Source organism: Alishewanella jeotgali KCTC 22429, assembly GCF_000245735.1.
GTDB classification, from domain to species: Bacteria; Pseudomonadota; Gammaproteobacteria; order Enterobacterales; family Alteromonadaceae; genus Alishewanella; species Alishewanella jeotgali.
In genome coordinates this window covers 25,160-40,017 of the sequence record NZ_AHTH01000048.1, presented here as the reverse complement: position 1 = coordinate 40,017, position 14,858 = coordinate 25,160, and the positions used below count along the sequence as shown (strand labels likewise).

Sequence of the window (14,858 nt, the reverse complement as noted above, 5' to 3'; positions counted from 1 at the left end):
GTAAACCTAACAGGACCTGGCCTTGCTTGTGGATCTGAATCTGACCTTCGAACTCTTATTACTGCTCTGTGGTGTCGCCTTTATCGCCGGCTATATCGATGCCATTGCCGGTGGCGGTGGTTTATTGACGGTGCCTGCCCTGCTGACGGCCGGTTTACCGCCGCATGTGGTACTGGGCACTAATAAACTGGCGGCAACCTTTGGCTCCTTTACCGCCTCCTTAACCTACTATCGTAAGCAGCTATTTAACCCACATTACTGGCGCAACAGTTTAGTCTTTACCGCCATCGGTGCCCTGCTCGGCACACTGGTGGTCGATCAGCTCAGTACCGCCCTGTTAGAAAAGATCCTGCCGTTACTGATCCTATTTGCCGCCATCTATACCCTATTTAACCGGATGCAGCCGGATGACCGCCTGACACTGCCAAACGCTAGTCCAAAACTGTACTGGCAACAACGGGCCCAGGGCCTGACGCTGGGCTTTTATGATGGTGTCGCCGGCCCTGGCGCCGGTGCGTTCTGGATGGTGTCGACCATGGCGCTGTATAAAATTAATCTGCTGCTAACCAGTGGCGTTGCCCGAACCATGAACTTTGTCAGTAACGGCTTTTCGCTGGCAGCCTTTATCGTGCTGGGACATGTGCATTTTACCCTCGGTATTGCCATGGGGCTGTGTCTGATGCTGGGGGCTTATCTGGGCGCGCACTCGGCGATCCGCTTTGGCAGTAAGTTTATCCGGCCGGTATTTATCTGCGTGGTGATCGCCATAGCGGTGCGTCTGGCCTGGCAAGCCTGGAGTAACGGTGGATGAGCACCTTATCAAAGGCGCAACTGGCCCGGCTGGCGCAGCAGCTGCAGCAACTATGGCAACAGGCCAGTGAGTTAGACCGGCAACCGGCAGCAGGTAAACCGCAACACTGGTTTGACTCCGCCTTATTTAGCGTGCACTCGCCTTACCTGGCTGATTATGTGGCACAAAGCCAGCGTCATCTGGCGCATTTAACTGAACAAGGGCAGCAGTTATCGGCCGCAGCCAGACAGCGGCTAACCGAACGCTTGCAACAACAAATTGAGGCGCTGCTACGCGCCTTTGTGAATAGTCCGGTGCGGCAAAAGCATGCTAAAACCCTAAAGCAGCGCAGTAAAGCCGTGGTACAGCAACTAAGCGCCAGCAGCCAACAACTGTATCAGCAATTATCCGACTATCAGCAATTTGAAAGCCGGTTACAGGATATGCTGCGCCTGGCAACACAAGATCAGAGTCAGGAAGGCACCACCAAGCAATTACAGCTACAGGCCCGCCTCGGCCGCTGCCGGCGCGCCATCGATGAAGTGGAGCAGCAGATCCAGCAACTGGAAAGCGGGAAAAGCTAATGTCTGCCGTGCTACCGCCATTGGTCTATCACCCTTGCTACAGTGAACTGACGCTACCAGCAAACCATCGTTATCCGATTGGCAAATACCGCACCCTATATCAGCGACTGCTCGCGCTGGGCGTGCCGCAGAGCGCGTTTTATCTGCCACAAGCTATTAAAGCGCAGGCGCTGGAGCTTTTACATGAGCCGGCTTATGTCAACGCCCTGTGTCACGGCACCCTTGATGCCAGAGCAATGCGCCGGATTGGCTTTCCGTGGTCGCCACAGCTGATTGCACGTTCACTGACCTCGCTGGGTGGCACCTTACTTTGCGCTGAGCTGGCATTAGAGCATGGTTTGGCACTGCATTTAAGCGGCGGCTATCACCATGCCTTTTATGCTGAGGGCAGTGGCTTTTGCTTATTTAATGATTTGGCCTTTGCCGCCCTTAGCTTACAACAGCGCGGCATCGGGCCGATTCAGATTTTTGATTGTGACGTACATCAGGGCGATGGCAGCGCAGCGCTGTTTGCCGATAATAGCGGCATTATTACCGCCTCACTACACTGTGAAAAGAATTTCCCGGCGCGCAAGCAACGCTCAGACTGGGATATCGGCCTGGAGCGCGACTGCACCGATCAGACTTATCTGGAAGCCGTAAGCCAGAGCCTGGATACCTTATTGCGCTGGTATCAACCGGAGCTGGTGCTCTATGATGCCGGCGTCGATATTCACCGCCAGGATGACCTGGGCCTGCTAAATATCAGCACCGCCGGAGTATTGGCACGCGATACGTTGGTATTGCAACGTTGTCATGACGCCGGTATCCCTGTCGCAGCAGTGATAGGTGGCGGTTATCAACGCGATCTGCAGGCGCTGACTCAGGTGCACCTGCAGTTGTTTAAAGCCGCCTTTGCCGTTCAGGGCTCAGCGCTGTGGCGCGAAATAGAAACCTAGCTGGCGTTTAATACTCAGCGGTAATTCCGGCAACGCCGACTTCGGCAATAAAAAGGTAGCCATGGTAAAAAGATCGGTAAAGATCCGGTTTTTCTCGGTGGTTCGCTTTAAATAGTCATGGCCGGAAGAACCACCGGTGCCAATTTTACTGCCCAGCATTCGCTGCACCATCATCGCATGCTTATAACGCCAGATGGTCAGCTGTTCATCAATTTCCGTTAAGCAAGTCAATAACTGAAACGGCAGGTTAAACAACGGCTCTTCCTGATAGAGTTTAATAAATAGTGCCGACAGCATGGCCTTTTGGCTGAGCCGGAAACTCCCCTCTTGCTGTAACTGCTGATATTTATCGGCATCCAGTAAGGCGGCAAACTTTTCCCGGGTGCGGCCGATCTCGGCCAGTTGCAGTTGCCGTTCAGATTCTGCAATCTGCTCAATCTGCTCAACGATAGCCTGGTCCTGCTGCAGCATTTGCTCGGTAGCCTGTTGATACATCTGCCAGAAGCTGAAATCATCAAACTGTAAAAACGGCATCCGCTCCAGCCATTTTTCAATCCGCTCAAACAGGCTTGGCGCCTGCTCCAGCTGTTGTAAAAACTCCCTGTCAGCCTGTTTTAGGCGGCTATAGAAGGAGTTCTTATCAAAATCGATGCGATACTCGCTTTTTAAACCCAGGCCAATTTCCAGCATCTTAAACTGAATGCTCTGGAAGCCCGAGGCCGGCACCAAATAATCGCGAAACGCCATAAAATCCTGCGGTGTCATGGTTTCCAGTACCGCAATTTGTTGATTCAGTAATTGTTGAATACTGATAATGCGCTTTAGTTTATGCACTATGCCGGTCAGTTGCTGATCTTTGACTTCTGCCTCAGCAAATACTGCCATCACAGCCTTTAACTCATGCAGAATCTGCTTAAACCAGAGTTCATACACCTGATGCACAATAATAAACAGCGTTTCGTCATGTGCTTCCTGGCCATAACGGGCACTTTCCGGCGCCTGAGCAGTCAGGATTTTATCCAGCTGCAGATAATCGCCGTAATAACAGGGGGTGGTATTTTTTTGCATTTTTATGTTACCTGATGACCTTGACCGCGGCATTGTAACAAGGCCCTGACCTAACACAATCTTTCTGTGGCGTTTTGCCGGCAAGCTGATTATGCTTAAACAACATTATGACCGGAGTTAGCTATGAAACTCGATGATGATATTCACAACTATTATGAAAAACTGGTACTGGACCATATTGTGGAATTAGGCCTGGAGCAAGACAAGGACGCCGAATATCTGGCCGATCTTTGTTGTATCAGTTTAAATCTGCTGCCACCGCGTTATATTCGCTTTGAAGTGGATATGGCGTTTTATCTGCCGCAAAGTGAACGCTTTGAAATGATGATGCGGGTAAAAGAAGCGGTAAAGCGGGCGAGAGAATTTTTAGATCATCAACCCTAAGAAGTCACAACCTGGTATAAAGTGGGCTGTTTGGGTGGCAGCCCCACCAGCCACATCCCGGCACATACATCATAAACTATGGCTGCTTCCTTCCGGACCTGACCAGGTTCGCCTACTAGTATTGCGAGAGGACCAATGGAGCTACCATTGAACTGTCGTGATGACAGGCGCGCATTATCCGCAAATGGTCGAGGCAATGCAAGGGCTGTTACACTTAAGCTGAGGGCCTTGCTCAGAAAAGCAGCAAGGCCTACTCTGCTCACAGTATACTGCCGCAACTAATTGCCCAGCGCCTGCTGATAAGTGCGTAATAAGGCTTTAAAGCGCTGCTGTTGCTGCGGCGATAGGCGCAGCACCTGTTTTTGTGCTTCCGGTAGCTTTTCCAGTGCCGGATCAGCATAGGTAAACATCACCGAAGGCCGGCTTAACTCAGCGCCGGGTTTGACCTCAGGCGTGCTTAATAAAACGCTAATTGCCTGCCGTAAGCGCTGATCAAAGGTCAGATCAGGGTACCCTAACTCGGCGAACGCCTCGTCCAATAACGGCTGATAGCGACGTTTTAACGCCAGGATTTGCCGGGCCGGCACGCTTTCCAATAGCTGAAGGTAAGGCTCATAGCGTAAGGTGTTATCCGCAGCAGTAACATAACGATCATCGCCGAGTTGCTGCACCTTGTAACCATCGGCGGGTTTTGCCAATACCGGGTGGCCGGCGACCAAACGCCCTTGCGCCACATTATCCACCGTCACCACAAAATTACGGATCATCTCTTCGCGATTAAATAAGCCTGCTAAACCGGCTTTCCAGTTCAGTGCCAGTAGCGCCTGGCCAAGCTCGGTATCCGACTCGTCCAGCAGTGGTAAAGGTGCAGGCGGCGTCTGCTCCGGCTGTACACTTTCGGGTTCATCCGTAACCGCTGGTCCTGCTTCTGGCTCAGTGAGAGTAATTGGCGGCTCAGGCAGAGGAGTAGGTTCAACAATTTCAGGTAGGGTCACTGGTGGCAAAGGCGCTGGCTCTGTTACCGGTGAGCTATCGCGAAATAACAGCCAGACTGCAAGCACTATTACCAGTGCTACCGCAGCCAGACCCGCATAGTAAAAAGATTGCGCTGTCGCTTGTTTTGTCATAACGGTTACCCGCAAGTTGAGATAATTGTTTGCAATAGCGAAGTGGCAATTGCAATATCTTGCTAAATCAGCGATATATTAAACCAAGAACACCGGAGCGTAAAAAAGTTCCTTCGCGTTTATCATTAAAGGCCTTTATGTCAGACGCCAAAGTGTCAACCGAGAGTAAAACGGCATTGTTGCTTACCGGCGGCGGAGCCAGAACCGCTTATCAGGTAGGGGTATTAAAAGCTATTGCCAGCGCCTACCCGCGCAGTAGCCCGCTACCCTTTAAAATATTGTGTGGCACCTCAGCCGGTGCCCTTAATGTTGCGGGCCTGGGTTGTTACGCCTCCTGCTTTCATCTCGGCGTAAAGAAAATTGAATCCGTTTGGCGCAACTTTCATACTCAGCAGGTTTATTATGCGGATTACTGGCACCTGCTGTTGCATCAGGCCCGCAATTTATACAGTGCTTTCCAGGCCGACTATGCCAATAAAAAGCCGGTTAGTTTACTGGACAACCGTCCCTTAAAGCAGCTATTACAGCGGATCCTGGATCTGCCAAGAATTGACCGTAATATTATGCGCGGGCATTTATCGAGCCTGGCCGTAACGGCTTCCTGCTATAACAACGGCGACTCCATCACTTTTTTTCAATCAGACCGCGCCACCGACTGGCGGCGGGCGAAAAGATGTGGCCAACGCACGCTATTGGGGATCCATCATCTGATGGCCTCGGCAGCGATACCGCTGATTTTTCCTTCAGTGCGGATCCATCAGCAATACTTTGGCGATGGCTCGGTAAATCAACTGGCGCCGCTGAGTGCCCCGATCCACTTAGGTGCCGACAAAATTCTGATTATCGGGGTCGATGATCCGCGCCCTACTGAATCGGCAGATCGGCAATTACATCATCCGGATCTGGCCACTATTGCCGGTCATCTGCTGGATACCGTATTTACCGATACCCTGAATTCCGATATTGAGCGGATGCAAAGGATCAATAAAACAGTTGAACTGCTGCAACAGCACCAGATTGCGACTGAGCTAAAGCCGGTGCAGAGTTTACTGCTAAACCCAAGCCAAAACTTTAATCAGCTGGCAAGTGAATATTTCCTTTGTCTGCCGATGGCAATCCGTACCCTGTTACGGGCCTGTGGTATCAGACAGCATTCAGATTCCAGTATGGTCAGTTATCTGCTGTTTGAACAGAAATACACCAGGCGTCTGATTGAACTCGGCTATCAGGACGGCGTGCAGCAACTTGACCAAATTTTGCCGTTTTTAGCCGCGCCAGGGACTTTAGCAGCGGCAAAAACTTGACGCCCACTGCCGACGAGCCTTTAAAAAAGCTTAATATCAATAACTTAAAATAATGGTCTAAATATTGCTTTAGCTTACCTATGATAGGTTCTCAGGCAGAAACAGCAATGTGGCAAGATACAGCAGGTTTTAACTTCAGCGGTGCCGATTTAGCATTGGATAGTCAGTTACATGAGTTAGCCGATACCGGTGCCATTAGCTTGATCAGCCAGTTGCAAACTACGTTGGATCTGCAGCAACAGCTGGATATTTTTGCCATGCATGCCAGCCGGATCCTGCCGCTCACGGTATTAAACCTCAGAACAGCACAGGGGCATTTTGCCGCAGCCGGCTCAATAGCCGGTCAGTATCACTATCACACTGAGCTGCAACTCGAGCAACATTTGCTGGGGCAGCTGAGCTACCAAAGCAATCATCCTTTTAGTCCACTGGTACAACGGCAATTACTGTTGCTGGAATCTGAATGGCTCTATGCGCTGCGCAATGCGCTGCTGGTCAACCGCCTACAGCAAATGGCACTGAAAGATCCCTTGACCGGGCTTGGCAACAGACGGTTTTTTGACGATAGTTTCAGTAAAGCCATCCAATTGGCAAAGCGTCACCAACAGCCGTTTGCGCTGCTATTACTGGATCTGGATAACTTTAAGCAGGTAAATGATCTCTCTGGTCACAGTACCGGCGATCAGGTGCTGCTGGCTGTTGCCGATTGTATGCGTGAAACGCTGCGCGCTACCGATAGCTTATTCCGCTTTGGTGGTGATGAGTTTGCGCTGCTGTTACAAGACCAGGACGCTGAGCATGCTGAGTTGATAGCTTGTCGCTTACAACAAAAAATCAACCAGCATCCATTGCTAAAGCTGCATCAGGTTGGCTGTAGCATTGGCCTGGCATGGCTTGCTGCCGAACAAAAGGAACGCGATCTGTTCCATCAGGCCGACGAAGCCCTGTATCAGGCGAAAACCACAGGCAAAGGCAAGGTAGCGGCAGAAAGGCTGACTGTAAAAGGGCTGAGCCAGCCACGCTCCGGCATCAACAAAGTGAGCGCTAGCCTGGCAGCTGCCAGCTGATCCAGCAGCTAGCTGCACTCAGCGCAACACTACTCTGATAACCGGCCACCAACTGTATCTGCCCGTCTTGCAGCAATAGCGGGATCCGCTGTCGCTGCCACGGCGGCACCTGCCACAACTTAAACCATTGTTTTAACGGCTTGCCCGGTTGGTTAACCGGTTTAAATGTCTGGCTTAAGCTGCCAAAGGCTAACTGAAAGGCAGTTCCCGCCGCCGGCAAAGCTCCGCTCTCTGGCTGTAACTGACAGCTCAGCTCACCCAGGGCCGCCGCTAAAATCAGCCGCTGCCCACAATGCAAAGACGGCGTATAGTCTTTTGGCACGACTGGCAACTCAGGCAGCAGATATAAACGTTGCTGAAAACGTCGCAACTGCCAGTGTCCCAACATTAAACAAGGCTGAGCATCTTCCCTGGCTACTATTACTTGCTGTTTCAGCGTGCTTAACCACTGAGTTGATGGGTTAAGGCCGCTGCGTGCCAGCCATTTTCTAAGCAGCAAGTCCTGCTGCAACGCCGGCTGTAACGCCAGTTGTTGTAAATCGAGGTAATCAGCGGTTGCACAGTCAGCTAAAGCCCGTTCGGTATAGTAATCGGCTAACTCAAGCGCCTGCTGCAAATGCTGACTGGTTCTGGCGCAGGTAGTCGTAATCGCGGGCCAGCGCTCGCTAAGCTTGGGGATTACCTCAAGCCTTAAAAAATTCCGGTCAAATTCAGCACTTTGATTACTCTCGTCTTCCACCCAACTCAGCTGCAAAGCCCGGGCGACATGCTCTAGCTGCTGCCGGGAAAAGTTAAGCCAGGGTCGTAACAGCAGTCCATTACCGAACGGACGGCTTTCTGCCATACCGGCCATGCCGGCCAGGCCAGCGCCACGCTTTAACGCCAGCAATAAGGTTTCCAGTTGATCATTGGCATGATGCGCCGTCACCAGGGCGCTATCGCGCGCAGTCACATAGTCAGTGAGGACCTGATAACGGGCATCTCTCGCCTGCTGCTCCAGAGCGCTGCGGCCTTGTAGTTGTACCCGATGCAACTTAAAGTCAACGCCCAGCTTTTGGCATTGCTGTTGGCAAAACTCAGCCCAGGCATCGGCATGGCGACTGATGCCATGATGAATATGCACCGCGGTCAGGGTAATACCGAGAGTCTGGCAGGGGGCAACCAGTAAATGCAGTAACAGTTGAGAGTCCAAACCGCCGCTGTAGGCCAGCGTCAGTTGGCGGGGAGCGTAGCGCCGCAGCAGTTGCTGCAGCGCCAGCTGCAAGTCTGAAAGGTCAGACAAGGGCCTCAGCCTTAGCAGTAACCGTAAGACATCAGTCGCTGGTAACGCTTTTCCAGCAGCTCTTTGGTGCTCAATTTTTGCAGTTTTTCCAGATCGCGCACCAGAGCTGTTTTTAACGTTGCCGCCATTTGCTCCGGCGAGCGGTGGGCGCCGCCCAGTGGCTCGGCAATGACTTCATCAATCAGTTTCAGCTCTTTCAAACGATCTGCAGTAATGCCCATCGCATCAGCAGCCAATGGCGCTTTTTCGGCACTCTTCCACAGAATAGAGGCACAGCCTTCCGGTGAAATCACCGAATAGGTGCTGAACTGCAGCATATTGACCTTATCACCAACGCCAATGGCTAAAGCGCCACCCGAGCCGCCTTCGCCGACCACGGTACAGATCACCGGCACTTTCAGGCCAGCCATCACTTTCAGGTTACGGGCGATGGCTTCGGATTGGCCGCGCTCTTCGGCACCAATGCCCGGATAAGCACCCGGCGTATCGATAAAGGTAATAATCGGCAACTTAAAGCGCTCGGCCATTTCCATTAAGCGTAGTGCTTTACGATAACCCTCGGGGCGGGGCATACCAAAATTGCGGCGGATCTTCTCTTTGGTATCGCGACCTTTCTGATGGCCAATCACCATCACCGCCTGCTCACCTAAGCGGGCAGTACCACCGACAATGGCATTGTCGTTAGCAAAGGCGCGGTCACCGCAGAGTTCATCAAAGTCGCTGAACATATGCGCGATATAATCAAAGGTATAGGGGCGGCGTGGATGGCGCGCCAACTGGGCAATTTGCCAGGCTCCTAACTCAGAGAAGATTTTTTTGGTTAGCGTCAGGCTTTTTTCTTTTAGTTTGTTAATCTCTTCTTCTAACCCAAGATCATAATCGCCATTGCGACTGACATTGCGTAATTCGTCTATTTTTGCTTCCAGTTCGGCAATCGGTTGCTCAAACTCTAAATAATTCAGCATCATCGACTATCACTACCTAAATTAGTTAAATTCCAATTCTATTGTCGCCAGCTGCTTAAGCTGATGCAACAAAGCGTCGGCGGGCGTCACCCACCAGGCTGTCCCTAACTGCAGTCTAACCTGCCCTTCCTCACGCTGGTACCAAAGATAAACCGGTACTGTACCGGCACGATACTCCGCCAGCGCGTCTTGTAACTTTTGCAGATAATTCTGGTCTATCTGCTGCGATTGTACAGTGATATTCAGAGATTTCAGCGATTTTTCGCGCATAGCGGTAATTTCGCTGACATCGCGGCCGGACATTGTAAGGCCACCATTAAAATCATCAAAGCTGACCTGTCCGGTTACTACTAAAATGCGGTCTTTTTGCAGCAGATGTTCAAAGCTTTCCAGCTGTTCCGGGAAAAAGCGCACATCCAGCCGTGCCGACTTATCATCCAGTGTCACAATAGCCCAGCGCCGGCCTTTTTTGTTAATCATCACCCGCACCGACACGACGAGGCCAGCTACCTGAATGCTTTGATCTTTCTTGGTAGGCTGCAATTCAACCAGCCGGCAGTTCACGTAATGCTTTAGCTCGTCGCGATAGCGATTGATCGGATGGCCGGTTAAATATAAGCCCAGCGTCTCCCGCTCTCCATCCAGCCAAATTTCATCCGGCCACAGCGGTACCAGCTTATAGCTACTGCTACTGCTGTCAGTATCTGCTGCCAATAAGCCAAACAGGTCGTCCTGCCCTACCGCCTGCGCCTTGGCATGTTGCTCCGCCGCCCGCATCGCCTCTTCCAGATTAGCCATCAAAATAGCCCGCTGCGGACCGGCATGCTGACCTTTAGCCAGTGGCGGGCCGAGGCGGTCCATGGCGCCAGACAGGATCAGTTTTTCCATCACCCTTTTGTTCAGCCGCTTTAAATCGACCTTGGCACAGAAATCAAACAGGTCGCTAAAGCTGCCATGCTGATTACGCGCTTCAATAATGGCTTCAATCGGGCCTTCACCGACCCCTTTAATAGCGCCGATACCGTAAACAATATGCCCCTGCTCGTTAACGGTAAACTTGTACTGGCCGGTATTGACATCCGGCGGGATCAGCGTCAGCTGCATCCGCTCACACTCATCAACCAGGGTTACGATCTTGTCGGTATTGTCCATATCAGCCGACATTACGGCGGCCATAAACTCAGCCGGGTAATGCGCTTTCATCCACAGCGTTTGGTAGGAGACCAGTGCATAGGCAGCCGAGTGTGACTTGTTAAAGCCATAACCGGCAAATTTCTCTACCAAATCGAAGATTTTCATCGCCAGCTCGGGGTCAATACCGTTTTGTACCGCCCCGTCGCGGAAGGTATCACGCTGCTTGGCCATTTCCTCCGGCTTTTTCTTACCCATGGCACGACGTAATAAGTCGGCACCACCAAGTGAATAGCCGGACAAGACCTGGGCAATCTGCATCACCTGTTCCTGATACAGGATAATACCGTAGGTCGGTTCCAGAATGGGTTTTAACGACTCATGCTGCCAGGTCGCATCCGGATAGGAGATTTCTTCTCGGCCGCGTTTACGGTCGATAAAGTTATCTACCATGCCCGACTGCAGCGGCCCCGGCCGGAATAATGCCACCAATGCAATCATATCTTCGAAGCAGTCCGGTTGCAGGCGGCGGATCAGATCCTTCATACCACGCGATTCCAGCTGGAATACCGCTGTGGTATCGGCCCGCATCAACATCTGATAGCTTTTGCTATCCTGCAGCGGAATGCTGTTGATATCGACCAGCGGCTTACCTTCCTTGCGCAGCCGGGCATTGGCCATATTCACCGCCCACTGCAAAATGGTCAGGGTGCGCAGGCCGAGGAAGTCGAATTTTACCAGGCCGGCGTATTCCACATCGTTTTTATCAAACTGGGTAACCGGGTTCTGGCCATGCTCATCGCAATACAGCGGTGAGAAATCAGTAATTTTGGTCGGGGCTATCACCACACCACCAGCATGCTTGCCAGCATTGCGGGTTACGCCTTCCAGCCGCCGCGCCATATCAATCAGATCACGTACTTCTTCATCCGAGTCATACAGCTCGGGCAGGCGAGGCTCTTCTTTAAAGGCCTGCTCCAGCGTCATGCCGGGCGTCGGCGGGATCAGTTTCGAAATGCGATCGACAAAGCCATAAGGATGGCCCAGTACCCGGCCAACATCGCGGATCACCGCCTTGGCTGCCATAGTACCGAACGTAATAATCTGTGACACCGCTTCGCGGCCATACAGCTCGGCGACGTGGTCGATCACCTCATCGCGGCGATCCATACAGAAGTCGACGTCGAAGTCTGGCATCGATACCCGCTCCGGGTTTAGAAAGCGTTCGAATAGCAGGTCAAACTCAAGTGGATCCAAATCCGTGATCTTTAGCGCATAGGCCACCAGCGAGCCGGCGCCGGACCCCCGCCCCGGGCCTACCGGAATATCATTATCCTTACTCCACTGGATAAACTCCATTACCACCAGGAAGTAGCCAGGAAAGCCCATCTGGTTAATCACATCGAGTTCAATCTGTAGCCGCTCGTCATATTCGCCGCGCCGCGCTGCCCTGACCTGCTCATCCGGGAACAGCTGTAATAAGCGCTGCTCCAGACCCTCACGTGATTTCAGGACCAGATAATCGGCATCCGACAAGCCGCCGGTCGGAAAGGCGGGCAGGAAGTATTCCCCGAGCCGGATGGTGACATTACAGCGTTTGGCGATTTCGACGCTGTTTTCCAGTGCTTCAGGCAGATCGGCAAACAGCTCGGCCATCTCCTCGCTGCTACGCAGATATTGCTCTGCGGAGTAATTTTTTGGCCGGCGTTTATCATCCAGCGTAAAGCCATCATGAATGGCAACCCGGATCTCGTGGGCGGCAAAGTCTTCCGGCTTTAAAAACACCACCTCATTGGTCGCCACCACTGGCAACTGCTCCGCTTCAGCCAGTAGTACTGCTTTTTGTAAATACCGCTCTTCATCCGGACGATTAGTGCGTACCAGCTCCAGATAGAACCGCTCAGGAAAATGCTGCTGATAAAAATCCACCAGCGCTCTAACGCTGTGCGGATTTTCTTTTAGTAAGGCTTTGCCCAGCGGGCCGTCTTTGCCACCGGATAATACGATAATACCGTTACTATGCTCGGCCAGCCAGTCATGCTCCAGCTGTGGCTTGCCATCAACATGACCACGCAAATAGGCTTTGGATATCAGCTGAGTTAAATTCTGATAACCGGCATTGTCCGCTGCTAATAGCAGCAACCGGCTGCTTTCCCCAGGAAACAGCGGATGTAACACCCAGCAATCGACGCCAATAATCGGCTTGATGCCAGCTTCATGCGCGGTACTGTAAAAACGTACCAGACCGCAGAAGTTCATCTGATCGGTTAGTGCCAGAGCAGGCATCCCCTGCGCTGCCGCCGCTTTGATAATAGGTTTCGTTTTGGCCAGGCCATCGACCATTGAAAAGTCGCTATGCACCCGTAAATGGATAAAACGCGGTTCACTCATCAGCGACTGGCCTCTAGCTGCTCGGCGATCAGCCGCACCGGTTTAAAACTGCGCCGGTGCGCCAGCAAAATGCCGTGTTCACTAATGGCTTGCAGGTGTGCTGCGGTCGGGTAACCTTTATGGGCGGCAAAACCAAACTGTGGGTACAGCTGATCCAACTCGGCCATTTCCTGATCGCGCGCTACCTTGGCCAGAATCGAGGCAGCACTGATTTCCGGTACCAGACTATCACCTTTAACCACCGCACTGGCCGGCATAGCGAGCGCCGGACAACGGTTACCATCAATCAGCACCCACTCTGGCTGAATCGCCAAAGCCGCTACCGCGCGCTGCATCGCCAACATGGTAGCATGCAGGATATTTAACTGATCAATTTCCGCCGGCTCGGCCCGACCCAGCGCCCAGCACAGCGCCTTGGCTTTAATTTCTTCGGCGAGCAGCTGACGTTTTTTCTCGGTCAGTTTTTTCGAGTCAGTTAACCCCAGAATCGGCTGAGCCGGATCCAGAATCACCGCAGCCGTCACCACAGCACCAATCAGAGGGCCGCGCCCTACTTCATCGACACCAGCGATTAACTTAACGTCAGGACGTTGATAACTCATGGCGCCATCACCTCAGCGATAGTTGCGGCGGCAACCTGACTGGCATTCTGCCGCAATATCTGATGTAAAGCCTGGTATTCTGTCTGCAGTGTTGCTGGTGCACCCGCGACCAGCGGTTGCATCGCCTGCAGCAAGGCCGGCACTGTTAAGGCATCCTGTAGCAGTTCAGTCACCAGCTCACGCCCGGCCAGTAAATTTGGCAGGCTGACATGCTGCAGTTTCACCAGTCGCTTGGCAATTTGATAGGTTAGCCAGTTGGTGCGATACCCCACTACCATCGCGCATTTTGCTAACATGGCTTCTAAAGTCGCGGTGCCGGAAGCAATAAAGGTGCTGTCTGCGGCCAGTAATACCTGCCGCGCCTGGCCGGTAAATTCGCTGATCTCAAGCTCAGGCGCCACCTGCGCTTTAATACTTTGCCAAAGCGCCGCTTTTTCGGCGGTGACCATATTGGTCACCAGCTGTAACTGTGGATTTTGCTGTTGCAGCGACGCTGCAGCTTTTAGAAAATCCGGCGCCAGCAGTTTGATTTCATTAGTCCGGCTGCCTGGCATAATCGCCAGCACTGGCCTTAACGGATCTAGTCCCAATTCGGCTTTGGCCTTGGTTTTATCTACCGTTAGCGGCATGCTGTCAGCAAGGGTATGGCCGACAAAGGTACAAGGCACCTGATAGCGGTCGTAAAAGGCTTTTTCAAAGGGTAATAGCGATAACACCATATTGGTGGCTTTGGCAATTTTAAAAATCCGTTTATGGCGCCAGGCCCAGACCGAAGGGCTGACATAATGCACGGTTTTAATGCCTTGTTGCTTTAACGCCAACTCTACCGGCAGATTAAAATCCGGCGCATCGATGCCGATAAATACCGCTGGCTGCTCGGCTAAAATGGCGGCCGTGATCTGCTTTTTAATTTGCAGTAAGCGTCTAAGCCGGCCCAATACTTCAACCAACCCCATTACCGCCAGCTCTTCCATTTCAAACAAGGCCCGAAAGCCGAGTGCCTGCATCCGCGGGCCGCCAATACCAAAAAACTCCGCATCCGGATAGCGCTGTTTTAGCGCTGTAATCAAATCGGCACCGAGAATATCTCCGGAATGCTCACCGGCAATAAGCGCAATTTTTAACGGGGGTGTCTGTTGAACCATCATCCGGCGGTCTTTTCCTGAGTTCTGTGCTAAGCATCACGCTATTCTTATAGAAAGGTTTGCTATCTTAGCGGCTTGTG

13 protein-coding genes and 1 other RNA gene are annotated in these 14,858 nt (G+C 52.3%); 6 read left to right on the top strand and 8 right to left on the bottom strand.

Going from position 1 to position 14,858, the window contains the following annotated elements; all coding sequences use genetic code 11:
- Positions 1 to 22 precede the first annotated feature (22 nt).
- From AJE_RS14145 to AJE_RS14135, 3 genes are read left to right on the top strand one after another with little or no spacing between them, the layout of a single operon-like run.
- Positions 23 to 811, top strand: a complete 789-nt coding sequence (locus AJE_RS14145; RefSeq protein WP_008951412.1) for a sulfite exporter TauE/SafE family protein — start codon at positions 23 to 25, stop codon at positions 809 to 811.
- A complete protein-coding gene (priC, locus tag AJE_RS14140) occupies positions 808 to 1,374 on the top strand; it encodes a primosomal replication protein PriC (protein WP_008951411.1) in 567 nt (188 codons plus the stop codon). The genes AJE_RS14145 and priC overlap by 4 nt, the downstream gene beginning before the upstream one ends.
- Entirely contained in the window at positions 1,374 to 2,312 is a 939-nt protein-coding gene (locus AJE_RS14135; RefSeq protein ID WP_008951410.1) for a histone deacetylase family protein, read from the top strand. The genes priC and AJE_RS14135 overlap by 1 nt, the downstream gene beginning before the upstream one ends.
- Here the strand turns inward: AJE_RS14135 and AJE_RS14130 are convergent.
- Complete coding sequence (locus AJE_RS14130) at positions 2,283 to 3,380, bottom strand: tryptophan 2,3-dioxygenase family protein (protein ID WP_008951409.1); 1,098 nt, start codon at positions 3,378 to 3,380, stop codon at positions 2,283 to 2,285. The two genes, AJE_RS14135 and AJE_RS14130, sit on opposite strands and share 30 nt — an antisense overlap.
- A 123-nt stretch (positions 3,381 to 3,503) precedes the next feature.
- Here AJE_RS14130 and AJE_RS14125 point away from each other — a divergent pair, with 123 nt between their 5' ends.
- Positions 3,504 to 3,764 (top strand): late competence development ComFB family protein, encoded by a 261-nt coding sequence (locus AJE_RS14125; RefSeq protein ID WP_008607418.1) that lies wholly within the window; start codon positions 3,504 to 3,506, stop codon positions 3,762 to 3,764.
- A 41-nt stretch (positions 3,765 to 3,805) separates the two neighbouring features.
- Here AJE_RS14125 and ffs read toward each other — a convergent pair.
- Both ffs and AJE_RS14120 read right to left on the bottom strand, forming a co-directional pair.
- An RNA gene (gene ffs / locus AJE_RS18290) (signal recognition particle sRNA small type) lies at positions 3,806 to 3,902 on the bottom strand.
- A 140-nt stretch (positions 3,903 to 4,042) separates the two neighbouring features.
- A complete protein-coding gene (locus tag AJE_RS14120) occupies positions 4,043 to 4,891 on the bottom strand; it encodes a DUF3014 domain-containing protein (protein WP_008951408.1) in 849 nt (282 codons plus the stop codon).
- A 137-nt stretch (positions 4,892 to 5,028) separates the two neighbouring features.
- Here AJE_RS14120 and AJE_RS14115 point away from each other — a divergent pair, with 137 nt between their 5' ends.
- Together AJE_RS14115 and AJE_RS14110 are read left to right on the top strand one after the other, a co-directional pair.
- Positions 5,029 to 6,195 (top strand): patatin-like phospholipase family protein, encoded by a 1,167-nt coding sequence (locus AJE_RS14115; RefSeq protein ID WP_008951407.1) that lies wholly within the window; start codon positions 5,029 to 5,031, stop codon positions 6,193 to 6,195.
- A gap of 107 nt (positions 6,196 to 6,302) precedes the next feature.
- Positions 6,303 to 7,262 carry a GGDEF domain-containing protein gene (locus tag AJE_RS14110; protein WP_008951406.1) on the top strand — a complete coding sequence of 320 codons (960 nt, stop codon included), beginning with the start codon at positions 6,303 to 6,305 and terminating at the stop codon, positions 7,260 to 7,262.
- Here AJE_RS14110 and tilS read toward each other — a convergent pair.
- The 5 genes from tilS to lpxB are packed head-to-tail and all read right to left on the bottom strand — an operon-like array spanning position 7,240 to position 14,781.
- On the bottom strand, positions 7,240 to 8,544 hold the full coding sequence (gene tilS / locus AJE_RS14105; protein ID WP_008951405.1) for a tRNA lysidine(34) synthetase TilS: 1,305 nt from the start codon (positions 8,542 to 8,544) through the stop codon (positions 7,240 to 7,242). The two genes, AJE_RS14110 and tilS, sit on opposite strands and share 23 nt — an antisense overlap.
- An 11-nt stretch (positions 8,545 to 8,555) precedes the next feature.
- A complete protein-coding gene (gene accA, locus AJE_RS14100; protein WP_008607413.1) occupies positions 8,556 to 9,512 on the bottom strand; it encodes an acetyl-CoA carboxylase carboxyl transferase subunit alpha in 957 nt (318 codons plus the stop codon).
- 18 nt (positions 9,513 to 9,530) lie between these two features.
- Entirely contained in the window at positions 9,531 to 13,031 is a 3,501-nt protein-coding gene (gene dnaE, locus AJE_RS14095) for a DNA polymerase III subunit alpha (protein ID WP_008951404.1), read from the bottom strand.
- Positions 13,031 to 13,633 carry a ribonuclease HII gene (gene rnhB / locus AJE_RS14090; protein WP_008951403.1) on the bottom strand — a complete coding sequence of 201 codons (603 nt, stop codon included), beginning with the start codon at positions 13,631 to 13,633 and terminating at the stop codon, positions 13,031 to 13,033. The genes dnaE and rnhB overlap by 1 nt, the downstream gene beginning before the upstream one ends.
- On the bottom strand, positions 13,630 to 14,781 hold the full coding sequence (lpxB, locus tag AJE_RS14085) for a lipid-A-disaccharide synthase (RefSeq protein ID WP_008951402.1): 1,152 nt from the start codon (positions 14,779 to 14,781) through the stop codon (positions 13,630 to 13,632). The genes rnhB and lpxB overlap by 4 nt, the downstream gene beginning before the upstream one ends.
- Positions 14,782 to 14,858 lie beyond the last annotated feature (77 nt).

Bases quoted from the DNA above. Each gene is read 5' to 3' on its own strand.
- priC (WP_008951411.1), top strand. From the start codon at position 808: ATGAGCACCTTATCAAAGGCGCAACTGGCCCGGCTGGCGCAGCAGCTG.
- AJE_RS14135 (WP_008951410.1), top strand. From the start codon at position 1,374: ATGTCTGCCGTGCTACCGCCATTGGTCTATCACCCTTGCTACAGTGAA.
- AJE_RS14130 (WP_008951409.1), bottom strand. From the start codon at position 3,380: ATGCAAAAAAATACCACCCCCTGTTATTACGGCGATTATCTGCAGCTG.
- AJE_RS14125 (WP_008607418.1), top strand. From the start codon at position 3,504: ATGAAACTCGATGATGATATTCACAACTATTATGAAAAACTGGTACTG.
- AJE_RS14120 (WP_008951408.1), bottom strand. From the start codon at position 4,891: ATGACAAAACAAGCGACAGCGCAATCTTTTTACTATGCGGGTCTGGCT.
- AJE_RS14115 (WP_008951407.1), top strand. From the start codon at position 5,029: ATGTCAGACGCCAAAGTGTCAACCGAGAGTAAAACGGCATTGTTGCTT.
- AJE_RS14110 (WP_008951406.1), top strand. From the start codon at position 6,303: ATGTGGCAAGATACAGCAGGTTTTAACTTCAGCGGTGCCGATTTAGCA.
- accA (WP_008607413.1), bottom strand. From the start codon at position 9,512: ATGATGCTGAATTATTTAGAGTTTGAGCAACCGATTGCCGAACTGGAA.
- dnaE (WP_008951404.1), bottom strand. From the start codon at position 13,031: ATGAGTGAACCGCGTTTTATCCATTTACGGGTGCATAGCGACTTTTCA.
- rnhB (WP_008951403.1), bottom strand. From the start codon at position 13,633: ATGAGTTATCAACGTCCTGACGTTAAGTTAATCGCTGGTGTCGATGAA.
- lpxB (WP_008951402.1), bottom strand. From the start codon at position 14,781: ATGATGGTTCAACAGACACCCCCGTTAAAAATTGCGCTTATTGCCGGT.